Source organism: Streptomyces graminofaciens, assembly GCF_030294945.1.
Classification (GTDB): Bacteria; Actinomycetota; Actinomycetes; order Streptomycetales; family Streptomycetaceae; genus Streptomyces; species Streptomyces graminofaciens.
Genome location: NZ_AP018448.1, coordinates 10670753 through 10682375, shown reverse-complemented (window position 1 = coordinate 10682375; position 11623 = coordinate 10670753). Strand labels below are relative to the sequence as shown.

11 protein-coding genes are annotated in these 11623 nt (G+C 71.8%); 9 read left to right on the top strand and 2 right to left on the bottom strand.

The genetic code is table 11. The features are described 5' to 3' along the window. The first annotated feature begins 100 nt into the window (after positions 1-100). Positions 101-901, top strand: coding sequence for a PaaX family transcriptional regulator (locus tag SGFS_RS47125; RefSeq protein WP_286258803.1), 801 nt, complete (start codon positions 101-103; stop codon positions 899-901). 17 nt (positions 902-918) lie between these two features. On the opposite strand, the gene SGFS_RS47120 is transcribed toward SGFS_RS47125, so the two are convergent. Next, on the bottom strand, positions 919-1713 hold the full coding sequence (locus SGFS_RS47120; RefSeq protein WP_286258802.1) for an IclR family transcriptional regulator: 795 nt from the start codon (positions 1711-1713) through the stop codon (positions 919-921). Positions 1714-1981: 268 nt separating this feature from the next. On the opposite strand from SGFS_RS47120, the gene SGFS_RS47115 reads away from it, so the two are divergent. The 6 genes from SGFS_RS47115 to SGFS_RS47090 all read left to right on the top strand — a co-directional run bounded on the left by SGFS_RS47115 (position 1982) and on the right by SGFS_RS47090 (position 9249). Beyond that, positions 1982-3052 carry an amidohydrolase family protein gene (locus tag SGFS_RS47115; RefSeq protein ID WP_286258801.1) on the top strand — a complete coding sequence of 357 codons (1071 nt, stop codon included), beginning with the start codon at positions 1982-1984 and terminating at the stop codon, positions 3050-3052. Between the two features lie 16 nt (positions 3053-3068). Further along, entirely contained in the window at positions 3069-4619 is a 1551-nt protein-coding gene (locus SGFS_RS47110; protein ID WP_286258799.1) for a bifunctional 3-(3-hydroxy-phenyl)propionate/3-hydroxycinnamic acid hydroxylase, read from the top strand. Further along, positions 4616-5911 carry an MFS transporter gene (locus tag SGFS_RS47105; RefSeq protein ID WP_286258798.1) on the top strand — a complete coding sequence of 432 codons (1296 nt, stop codon included), beginning with the start codon at positions 4616-4618 and terminating at the stop codon, positions 5909-5911. The genes SGFS_RS47110 and SGFS_RS47105 overlap by 4 nt, the downstream gene beginning before the upstream one ends. After that, positions 5908-7020: a maleylacetate reductase gene (locus tag SGFS_RS47100; protein ID WP_286258797.1), complete on the top strand. Its 1113-nt coding sequence runs from the start codon at positions 5908-5910 to the stop codon at positions 7018-7020. Before SGFS_RS47105 ends, SGFS_RS47100 begins: the two co-directional genes overlap by 4 nt. Beyond that, positions 7013-7933 carry a dioxygenase family protein gene (locus SGFS_RS47095; RefSeq protein WP_286258796.1) on the top strand — a complete coding sequence of 307 codons (921 nt, stop codon included), beginning with the start codon at positions 7013-7015 and terminating at the stop codon, positions 7931-7933. The genes SGFS_RS47100 and SGFS_RS47095 overlap by 8 nt, the downstream gene beginning before the upstream one ends. A 215-nt stretch (positions 7934-8148) precedes the next feature. Beyond that, positions 8149-9249: an SGNH/GDSL hydrolase family protein gene (locus SGFS_RS47090; protein ID WP_286258795.1), complete on the top strand. Its 1101-nt coding sequence runs from the start codon at positions 8149-8151 to the stop codon at positions 9247-9249. Between the two features lie 27 nt (positions 9250-9276). Here the strand turns inward: SGFS_RS47090 and SGFS_RS47085 are convergent, their stop codons facing one another. Then, on the bottom strand, positions 9277-9798 hold the full coding sequence (locus SGFS_RS47085) for a hypothetical protein (RefSeq protein WP_286258793.1): 522 nt from the start codon (positions 9796-9798) through the stop codon (positions 9277-9279). A 235-nt stretch (positions 9799-10033) separates the two neighbouring features. On the opposite strand from SGFS_RS47085, the gene SGFS_RS47080 reads away from it, so the two are divergent. Together SGFS_RS47080 and SGFS_RS47075 are read left to right on the top strand one after the other, a co-directional pair. Beyond that, entirely contained in the window at positions 10034-10597 is a 564-nt protein-coding gene (locus SGFS_RS47080; RefSeq protein ID WP_286258792.1) for a hemerythrin domain-containing protein, read from the top strand. Between the two features lie 182 nt (positions 10598-10779). Then, positions 10780-11613: an SDR family oxidoreductase gene (locus SGFS_RS47075; protein WP_286258791.1), complete on the top strand. Its 834-nt coding sequence runs from the start codon at positions 10780-10782 to the stop codon at positions 11611-11613. Positions 11614-11623 lie beyond the last annotated feature (10 nt).

The window sequence follows — 11623 nt, the reverse complement described above, 5'->3', positions numbered from 1 at the left end:
TGTTGCGCATCTTCGAGGTCGATCGAGCAGCGGAGAGAACGGCTTTCCCAACCGGATGGCTCATCCTCGCGACGGTCGTCCGTGTGACATAGTCCTTTCCGTGAAGCCTCGATCGATCGTCTTCGACCTGTTCGGCGACTACGTCCGCTACCGCGGGGGCGCCGCCAGACTGCGCACCCTCAGCACGCTGATGGGCTGCTTCGGTGTCGGTGAGAGCAGCGTGCGGGTGGTGCTCGCACGGCTGCGCAAGGAGGGCTGGTTCGACGTCCGGCGCGAGGGCAGGGAGACGCTCTACGCGCTCAACAAGCGCAGCCTCCAGCTGCTGGACGAGGGCCGCTCACGCATCTTCGACCGGGCACCGTCCGACTGGGACCGCCACTGGTACATGGTCATCTACTCGGTCCCCGAGACCGAGCGCGGCGTCCGCGACCGCATCCGCAAGGACCTGGCCTGGCTGGGCTTCGGCCCACTCGCCCCGTCCACGTACGTCTCCCCGCACGACCGGCTCCAGCAGGTCAGGGAGAAGTTCGCGGACGAGCCGGCCATCCGCCTGGACACCCTGCGCTGCCAGTCCGGCGGGCTGCCCGTGGACCGCGAGATGGCGGCGCGCGGCTGGGACCTGGCCACGCTGAACGACGACTACCGAGAGCTGCTGCGCACCTACCGCAGCCGGATGCCGTCGTACCGCGCCGGGCATCTCAGCCCCGAGGATGCGCTGGTGGAGCGGATGCGGCTCACGTACGACTACCGCAAGTTCCCCTTCCGCGACCCGGACCTGCCGACCGAGCTGCTCCCGGCGGGCTGGGTGGGCCACGAGGCGCACGCGATGTTCCTGGAGGCCCATGACGTCCTCGGCCCGTCGGCCGAGGCGTACTACGACGAGGTGGCCGGGCCCCGGTAGGGGCACCCACCCCGTGGCTACGACAGGTGCCCCAGCTCGTGCGACGCCGCCGTCACCGTGTCGCTCAGTTCGCGGGTGACCTCGGCGAGGTGGTCCGGGGTGCCGAGGCTCTCGGGCAGGACGACGGAGACGGCGAGCGGGAGCGGGTCACCGGCCGCGAAGACCGGGGCGGCGACGGAGATGATGCCCGGGATGACGCCGCCGTGCGTCACGACATGGCCCTGTTCTCGGACCTGGGCCCGCACGGCCGCGAGGCGCTCGCCCGGCCACTCCGTCTCCCTGCCGCGCAGCTCGTCGGCCAGTACGTCGTCGGTGAGGCTCTCGGGCAGATGGGCCAGGAAGACCTGGCCGACCGACGAGGTGAGCAGGGGCAGGGTGGCGCCGACGCGCACGGTCAGGGGCAGCGGGCGGGTGCCGTAGGCCCAGCTGACCACGATCGGGCCGCGGTCGCCCCAGACCGCGAGGTTCACCGAGTGGCCCGTGCGGTCACGCAGCCGCACGGCGTGGCCGCTCGCCACCGCCACCTCGTTGGTGCGGCGCAGCGACTCGGCGCCCAGCCGGCGCATGGCGGCCCCGAAGTCGTACAGGCCGGACGCGGGGTCCTGCGAGGTCAGGCCTATCCGGCCGAGGCTGACGAGGTAGCGGTGCACCTTGCTCGGCTGCATGCCGCTCGCCTGCGCGATCGCCGACAGGCTCAGCGCGCCGCCACCGCTCTCCAGGGCCAGCAGGACCCGCATGGCCGTCTCGACGGACTGGATCCCCTGACGGTCCCCGTTGTTCTCCTTGGGGTCCCTGGGGTCGGTCGTGGTCACGGTGCGGCTCTCTCCCCTGCCGGCGGATGAACGCGATCAGCCTATCGGCGCCTTCGGCACGACGGGCCGGCCGCCGTCGGCAAACCGATCTTACATTCACTATTGCGGAACGCGTTACGTTCTGGTGAACTGCGGTCCGGTGGCACTCACCGCCGCCACCCGGTTGCCCCGCCGCATCGGCGTCCCCCTCGCAGCCGACCGAGCCGCTCGTCGGACGGCGCGCACACCCGCCGCCTCCCCACCCGCTCCGGCCCCTCACGCCGAGCCGGTGCCCTCCCCAGAACCGCAGGTCGAGACCTCCTTCGCACCCGAGGCCTCGCCGGCGTCCGCGATCCCCGAGGAGAACTCCGCAATGAAGCTGATCGGCCTCGAAGAGCATTTCGTGACCCCGGAGTTGGTGGGCCACGGCGCGTCCACCGCCTCCATCGCCCAGCCCCAGGCGTGGGCCGAGGCCTCCCGCCGACTCCTCGACCTCACCGAGGAACGCCTCGCCGACATGGACGCGGCGGGCCTGGACATGCAGGTGCTGTCGCTCAACTCCCCCGGCCTCCAGGCGGAAGGAGACCCGGCCGCCGCCGTACGCCAGGCGATCACGGTCAACGACTTCCTGACCGGTGTCATCTCCGAGCACCCCGACCGCTTCTCCGGCTTCGCCGCCCTGCCGTTGCAGGACCCGAAGGCCGCCGCCGACGAGCTGGAGCGCGCGGTGACCCAGCTCGGTCTGCGCGGCGCCCTCGTCAACGCGCACACCCACGGCCGGTACCTCGACGACCCCGAACTGCGCGTGGTCTGGGAGCGCGCCGAGCACCTCGACGTACCGCTCTATCTGCACCCGGCCAACGGCGTCGACACCGCGCACGTGCTCTCCGGGCACCCCGAACTCGTCGGACCGATGTGGAGCTGGGGCATCGACACCGCCACCCACGTCCTGCGCCTCGTCTTCGGCGGCGTCTTCGACGACTTCCCGAACGCCAAGCTGCTGCTCGGCCACATGGGAGAGGGCCTGCCGTTCGTGATGTGGCGCATGGACTCCCGCTGGGACTTCCACGCCCACCACGGCATCGAGCTCAAGCGCGGCCGCCCCTCGGAGTACCTCCGGCACAACCTGTACATCACCACCAGCGGCGTCTGCTCCTCCGCCCCGCTGCTGACCGCCCTTCTCTCGATGGGCGCCGACCACATCCTGTTCGGCACCGACTACCCCTTCGAGGACATGGGGACGGCCACGGAGTTCCTGCGGAACGCGCCGATCAGCGACGCCGACCGGCTGAAGATCGGCCACCAGAACGCCGAGAGGCTGCTCGGCCTCGCCCCCGACGGCGGGTACGCCGGTGTCTGAGCGGAGAGGAACGCACGTGTACGACGTCGCCGTCATCGGGTACGGGCCCGTGGGCATGGTCACGGCGGCACTGCTCGGTCGGGCGGGCCACGACGTGATCGTGCTGGAGCGCTACCCCACCCTCTACAACCTGCCGCGCGCCGCCATCTTCGACGACGAGACGATGCGGACGTTCGACCGCCTGGGCATCTCCGAGGCCCTGCTGCCCACCCTGCACGTCCAGCGGACCTACGAGTGGCGCAACGGCGCGGGCGAGCTGCTCATCGAGCACGACTTCGCCGCCGTCGGCGGCCAGGGCTGGGCGGAGTGGTACATGATGTACCAGCCGTACCTGGAGGACGCCCTCGACGGCCTGGTCCGCGGCCTCGGGAACGTCGAGATCCGGATGGACTCCAAGGTCACGGGGCTGCACGGCACCGCACACGGTGTGGACATCCAGGTCGAGGGGGACGACTCGGTCGTCCATGCCCGGTACGTCGTCGCCTGCGACGGCGGCAACAGCTTCACCCGCTCGTGGCTGGGCATCGGGCAGGAGGACTACGGGTTCTCCGAGCCGTGGATGGTCTGCGACTTCCGGCTCACCGGTGAAGCGGACATCCCCAAGGCCCGCCAGGTGTGCGATCCGAAGCAGCCGGTCTCGATCATCTCGCTCGGCCCCGAGCACCACCGGTTCAGCTTCATGCTCGACTCGGCGGAGTCCTTCCCCGTGGAGCGGGAGCCCGACCGGGTGTGGGCGCGGGTCGCCGACCACGTCGACCGGAACCGGGCCCATCTGGTCCGCGTCGCCACGTACACGTTCCGCTCGCTCGTCGCGGAGCACTGGCGCGCTGGCCGGATCCTGCTGGCCGGGGACGCGGCCCATCAGATGCCGCCGTTCCTCGGGCAGGGCATGTGCTCGGGCATCCGGGACGCGCAGAACATCGCGTTCAAGCTCGACGCCGTGCTGCGCGGCGCCGACGACGCGCTGCTCGACACCTACCAGAGCGAACGCGAGCCGCATGTGCGGGCCATCATCGCCAAGGGCATCGAGCTGGGCCGCGTGCAGACGATGCGCGACCCGGTGGCCGCCGCCGAGCGCGACGCCCGGCTGATCGCCCAGCGCGAGGCGAACGGGCGCCCCGAGAAGATGCGCTTCCCCGGTCTCGGCCCGGGCCTGCACGACGCGTCGCCGCAGGCAGGGCATCTGATGCCGCAGGGCCGGGTCGAGTCGCACGGCGCCGAGGGGCTCTTCGACGCCGTGCTCGACCGCGGGTTCGTCCTCCTCGTCGACGGCCGCGAGGGCGCCTCGCTCGACCCCGCGACCGCCGAACTCGCCGCGCGGCTCGGCGTCGCCGTCCACCACCTCACCGACCGCCGCCTCACCACCGAGGGGTTCACCGACGTCGGCGGCGTCTACGGACGCTGGTTCGACGAGCACGACCGTGCCGCCGTCCTGTGGCGGCCCGACTTCTACATCCTCGGCACCACGGACGCGCTCTCCGGCGTCCCGGCGCTCCTGTCCACACTTGCCAAGGCAGTCGGGCCGGTACAGGCTCCTGCCACTGTCGGAGAAGGGATCCGGCCATGACCGCACCGTCCGCCGTACGCACGACCGTCCGCAGAGTGCCCGCGACCACGTTCATGCTGGTCGCCGCCTGGGTCGTCGCCTCGCTCGAAGGCTACGACCTCGCCGTGTACGGCGTCACCGTCCCCGCGATCCTGGGCGACCCCTCGCTCGGCATCGACAAGGCCGAGGCCGGCACGATCGGCTCGCTCGTCGGCATCGGCATGCTGATCGGCGCCGCCTTCGCGGGGGCCCTCGTCCACCGCACCGGCCCACGCAGGCTCCTGCTCGCCGGCACCACCGTGTTCTCCGTCGGCATGGCGATCTGCACGGTCGCGGGCGGTGTCCCGTCCTTCGGCGCCGGGCGCCTGGTCGTCGGCCTGGGCCTGGGTGTCGTACTGCCGACGATCAACGCGTTCGTCGCCGACCTCAGCGAGCCGAACCGCCGCAGCCGCAACGTCGCCCTGATCATGAGCGGTTACGCCGCCGGCGCCCTGCTCTCCCCGCTGCTGGGCACCGCCCTGCTCCCGGACGTGTCGTACCGCTGGCTGTACGTCTTCGGTGTGCTGCCGGTGTTCATCGCCCTGCCGCTGATCCTCCGACTGCCGGAGAGCCCGTTCCACCTCAGCCGTACGGGCCGCGTGACCGAGGCGCGCGAGGTGGAGGAGCGGCTCGGTCTCGCCCCGTCGGAAGCCTCGCCGACCGCGGACCCCGGTCGCTGGCTCGGCATCGGCTCGCTCCTCACCGGCGGCCTCGCGGTGTCGACCGTCCTCTTCTGGGCCATGTCCTTCTGCGGACTCCTGCTGGTCTTCGGCATCAGCACCTGGCTGCCCAGCATCATGCAGGCCGCGGGCTTCTCGCTCGGCTCGGCGCTGCTGCAGACGGCGGCGATGTGGCTGGGCGTCGGGGTCGGCGCGATCGTCGGCGGCCGGATCGCGGACGCGCTCGGCGCCAAGCGGGTCGTGGTCGCCGCGTTCCTGGTCGGCACACTGAGCCTGATCGCGATGAGCACGCGGCCCCCGACGCCGGTGATGTTCGTGCTGATGTTCGTCAGCGGCTTCGGATTCATCGGTTCGCAGATCCTCGGCAACGCGTTCATCGTGACGAGGTACCCGGACGCCGTACGCGGCAACGGCCTCGCGTGGGCCCTGTCGATCGGCCGGTTCGGCGCGATCGTCGGCCCGTCGCTGGGCGCGTACGTCCTCGGCTCGGGGGCGGCCGTCGAGTGGGCCTTCTACGCCTTCGCCGTCCCCGCGCTCGTCGGGGCGTTCGCCGCGGGTGCCGTGCCCCGGGTGCGGGCCGCGGTGACGGCGTGAGCCACCCCGGGTCCGCCATCGTCTACGAGTCCTGGGGCCAGCGGGTCGTCTTCGGCTCCGGCACCGCACGAAAGGACGTGGCGGCCGAGGTCACCGGACTCGGCGCACGCCGGGTCCTGGTGATCGCGGCCGACGGGGAACGGGCCCTGGCCGAGGACATCTGCGAGGACCTCCCCGTCGTCTCCGTCTTCGGCGGGGTCCGGCCCCACGTACCCGCCGAGGTCGCCGAGGCCGTACGCGCCGCCGCCCGCGAGCACGCGGCCGACCTGCTGCTGAGCGTCGGCGGCGGCTCGACCACCGGCACCGCCAAGGCGGCGGCGCTCACCACGGGCCTGCCCGTCCTCGCCGTCCCCACCACCTACGCCGGCTCCGAGGCGACCCCCGTCTGGGGCCTCACCGAGGGCGGCCACAAACGCACCGGCGTCGACGCGAAGGTGCTCCCCCGGGTCGTCGTCTACGACGCCACGCTGATGCTGTCGCTGCCGACCCGCCTCTCGGTGACCTCGGGACTCAACGCCCTCGCCCACTGCGTCGACGCGTGGTGGGCGCCCCGGCACAACCCGATCAGCTCGGCTCTCGCCGTCGAGGGCGTCCGCTCGCTGGCCTCGTCGCTGCCGCGCATCGTCGCCGACGGCCAGGACGTCGCGGCCCGCCGGGACGTCCTCTTCGGCACCTATCTCGGGGCGGTCGCCTTCGCCGGGGCCGGCTCCGGGCTGCATCACAAGGTGTGCCACGTCCTGGGCGGCGCGTACGACCTCGAACACGCGGCCCTGCACTCCGTGGTCCTCCCGCACGTCGTCGGCCTCAACCTGCCCGCGGCACCGGAGGCGGCACGGCAACTGGCCGCGGCACTCGGCGTCCCCGACGACCCGTTCGGCGCGCTGCTCGACCTCTACGAGAGCCTCCAACCCCCACACTCACTAAGCGAGTTGGGGCTCGCGGAGGCCGAACTCGACAGGGCCACGGACCTCGTCATGGCCCAGGTCCCCGACTCCAACCCGCGCCGGGTGACCCGCGACGAGATGCACGCCCTGCTGGGGCGGGCCTGCCGTGGGGACACCCCGACACCGGTACCCCTCCTTCCTGGGAAAGAGCACCCCGATGACTGAACAGGAGCTGACCGACAAAGTCGTCGCGAGCTTCGAGACCGCGCGGGACGACCGGTTCCGCGAGCTGACGCGGGCGCTCGTCCGGCACGCCCACGCGTTCGTGCGCGAGACGCGGCTCACCGAGGACGAATGGTCGGCGGCGATCGGCTTCCTGACGGCGGCGGGGCACATCACCACGGACACGCGCCAGGAGTTCGTCCTCCTCTCTGACGTCCTCGGCATCTCGATGCTCACGGTCGCGGTGAACGAGGCGGGCCCAGGGAGTGTTGCGGAAGCCCCGCAGGGCCCGCCCTCCGGGCGGACGACGGGACTTTCGCAACACTCCCTGGCCGAGGCGACGGAGTCCACGGTTCTCGGCCCGTTCTTCGTCCAGGACTCGCCGGAGATCGAACTCGGCGGGGACATCGCGGGCGGCGCGAGCGGCGAACCGTCGTGGATCACCGGCACGGTCACGGACACCTACGGCGACCCGGTCGCCGGGGCACGTGTCGAGGTGTGGGAGGCCGACGACGACGGAATGTACGACGTCCAGTACGACGGCGGCGGACTCGCCGGGCGCGCCCATCTGTTCACCGACGCCGAGGGACGTTACCGCTTCTGGGGGCTCACCCCGACGCCGTACCCGATCCCGGACGACGGGCCGGTCGGCCGGCTCCTGGAGCGGGCCGGGCGCTCCCCGATGCGGGCCCCGCACCTCCACTTCAAGGTGACGGCACCCGGCTTCCACCCGCTCATCACGCACATCTTCGTCGCGGGCGACCCCTACCTGGACAGTGACTCGGTGTTCGGCGTGAAGGAGTCGCTCGTCCGCCCCTTCGAGCGGCATGAGGCCGGCACGCCGACGCCGGACGGCCGCGGTCTCGACGGCCCGTGGACGTCGGCGGGCTTCGACATCGTCCTGAGGAAGGAGTAGCGGCGCACGGCGACCACACCCCCGGCTCGGTGGCCACCTCACGGCCCGGTGGCCACCGAGCGGCCACCGGGCCCGGGACGGATGTCGTCGCGAGGGGTTGACGGCGCCGCGTGTGGCGGTCACCTTCGATAGCGCATGCCATGTGGGAGCGCTCCCACATTTGCATTCGCTGTCGAAGGGATGGCCAACACATGCACACGCCTCCGTTACCCGGGATGTCCCGAAGGGCGTTGGTCACGGCCGCCGCCGCGGGCGCCGTCACCGCTGTCGCCTCCCCCGCGCGGGCGGCCGGCGGCGCACGGGCCCGCTTCCACACGGTGGGCCGGGTCAAGAGGGCCGCCGACGGGTTCGTCCAGTACACCTGGCCCGGCGTCTGCTTCGAGGGACGGTTCCGCGGGACCGGGGTCGGGATCGTCCTCGACGACGCCGACAACGACTACGACGTCCAGATCGACGGAACGACCGTCGCCACCCTGGTGACGCCGGGGCGGACCGTCTCGTGGGTCGACGGCCTCGCCGACACCGGGCACGGTGTGCGGGTCGTCAAACGGACGGAGAGCCCGTGGGCGGCGGGCCGCTTCGGTGGATTCGTCGCGGCTCCCGGCGGAGCGATTCTCCCGAGACCCCGGGCGCGGAGCCGGCAGATCGAGTTCATCGGCGACTCGTTCACCGCCGGATACGGCAATGTGTCCGACACCCGTGACTGTTCGGCCAATGGCGGGGTGAACCGGAACAGCAACGCCGATCTGACCTTCGGCGCCCTCACCGCCCGAAAGCTCGACGCCGACCTCCAGATCAACGCCTTTTCCGGCCGTGGAATGGTCCGCAATTACAACGGCGGCGATCCCGGCACCGACTTCCGCACGTACTACGACCGTGCCCTGCTGAATGTCGAGGGCGATGTCTGGCGGAGACCGGACAGCTGGCGGCCACAGGTCGTCGTGGTCGGGCTGGGCATCAACGACTTCTCGACGCCGCTCAATCCCGGCGAACGCTGGACCACGCCGGACGAGCTGGTCACCGCCTACGAGAGCGCGTACCACGGCTTCCTCGACAAGCTGCGCGCCCGCTACGGCCCCCGGCCGTTCGTCGTGGTCGGCGCCACCTATCTGTGGAACACCACCGCGTTCACGGACGCCACCCTGCGGATCGTCCAGGAGCGGCGGCGACGGGGCGACGACCGGGTCAGCCACTGGTACTACGACGACCCGGGCCTGGACCACCTGGGCTGCGACTGGCATCCCTCGCTCAACGATCACCGGATCGTCTCCGGGCTGCTCGACCGCCACCTCGCGGGCCTGCCGCTGCGCTGGTAGCGGTACTTTCGCGGTGCGCCGCGAGGCTCAGCCCGTCAGCGACTGCCCCGGCTCCAGCTCGGCGAGCAGGCCGGCGTGATGCACCTGCGCGACGGGGGCGAGAAGGTCGGGATGGCGCAGCAGCGCGGCCGCGCGCCGGTCGCGCTCGTCCGGTGCGAGGAGGCGCCGGAAGTCGACCGGCGAACCGGCCGTGTGGACGGAGTCGGTGAGTGCGGCCACGGCCGCGCGGGCCAGCGCGGGGTCGGTGAGCAGGCAGGCCGCCCAGCTGGCGACGACCTCGTCCACCCAGGTCCGCCACGCGTGGTCGTCCGGTGTCGGTGCCTCGTCGGAGCCGGTGATCCAGTCGAGCCGGTCGGATCCGCCCGGCCCCACCATGTCCACGAGGCCGGCGTCCAGCGGCGTCGGATAGCGCAGCCAGGCGGCCACGGTGACGGCTTGGCGGGCCTGCGCCTCGCAGAGCGCGCCGTCCAGCGCGCCGCCGCCCGCCGGATAGGCGCGCGTCAGCCACTGGGTGGTCGCCGCTATGAGCGGGGAGAGATCTGCGAGCACTGGGCCGTCCGTGGGTAGTGGGGGGTGCGGCCGATAAACGTAGCCGGGCGCCATCGGCCCGGAAATGACGCAGGCCACGGAATGGACGTGTCCTCGGCCACATCACCCTCTCGCTCTGTCGCGCTGACTCACCGGGACGTCAATACGACGTATTCGACTCCGAAAGGGTTTCACTGACCTCCGCAAGGTCCGGACCGGAACGCACGGCCGGGACACTCAGGAAAGGGGCGACCGAATGGGACACGGCGGAGACGTCATCGAGGAATTGAAGGCCGACCACCGGGAAGTGGAAGAACTCTTCGGCAAGATCGAGCAATTGCCGTCCGGCGACCCGCAGCGCAAGGAATACACCGACCTGGTCACCATCGAACTGGTACGGCATTCCGTCGCGGAGGAGGAATACCTCTATCCGGCGGTCCGCGAGCATGTGGACAACGGTGACGCGCTCACCGACCGGGAGCTGGAGGACCATGCCGAGGCCGAGCGCACCATGAAGGATCTGGAGCGGTGCGACGCCGACGACCCCGAGTTCGACCAGCTGATCGCCCAGCTCATGGCCGAGATCAGGCGCCACGTGCGGGACGAGGAGAGCAACCTCTTCCCGCGGTTGGACAAGTCCTGTTCCACCGAGATGCTGGACGACCTCGGCGAGAAGGTCCGCCGGGCCAAGAAGACGGCACCCACCCGCCCTCACCCGGCGGCCCCCGCCAAGCCCCCGGCCAACAGGATCCTGGCGCCCGGCCTCGGCCTCGTCGACCGTATGCGCGACGCGGTGAGCGGACGCGGCAAGGACTCCTGAGGCCGACACCGAACTGGGCGAAGTACCGAAGTGGGCCGGCATCCCCCTGTCCGGCTGCGAGGGCGGCAAGGGCTGCCGGGCGCTTCACGCGGGCGGAGATCGCGAGCGCCCCGGCCGTGCAGGTGACGGACCTGCGCCGCTGACCCGACGGCGCGAGCGGGCGCCCCGTACCGTGTCACGCCATGAAAATTCTGATCATCGGCGGAAGCGGGTTCCTGGGCACCGAGTTGGCGCGCCGGGCCACGGCGGCGGGACACGACACGGCGGCGACGTACGTCACCCGTCCGGGTACGGCCGCCGACGTGGCCTGGCATGCCCTCGACGTCCGGGACCCCGCCCGGGTGACCGGGGTACTGGCCGATGTGGCCCCCTCGGTCGTTGTCAACGCGTCGAGCGGCGGGGCCGACTGGGCGGTCACCGCCGAGGGCGCGGTGCGGGTGGCGATGGCCGTCGCGGAGCGGAGCTGCCGCCTGGTCCATGTGTCCAGCGACGCCGTGTTCTCGGGCGACCGGAGTCCCTACGACGAGACCTGCCTGCCCGATCCCGTCACGCCCTACGGCGCCGCGAAGGCCGCGGCCGAGACCGGCGTGCGGCTGCTGGCACCGCACGCGGTGGTGGCCCGTACCTCGCTGATCATCGGCGCCGGCCGAGACCTGTCCGTCCATGAACGCCACGTGCACGACCTCGCCGCCGGCACGCGCGCCGGAGTGCTGTTCACCGACGTCGTACGCTGCCCGGTGCACGTCTCCGACCTGGCCGCCGCGCTGCTGGAACTGGCCGTGTCCGAGGAGTCCGGGGTTCGGCACCTCGGGGGCGCGGACGCCCTGAGCCGCCATGAACTCGGCGTCCTCATCGCCCGTCGCGACGGACTCGACCCCTCCCTCCTGCCCACCGGACGTCTGACCGACAGCCCTCTCCGGTCGGCACTTGACGTCCGCATGGACAGCCGCACCACCCAGCGCCACCTGCGCACCGCGCTGCGCGGCGCCCGGGAGTTCCTCGCGGGCCGGGCCTGAGCGCATGGCG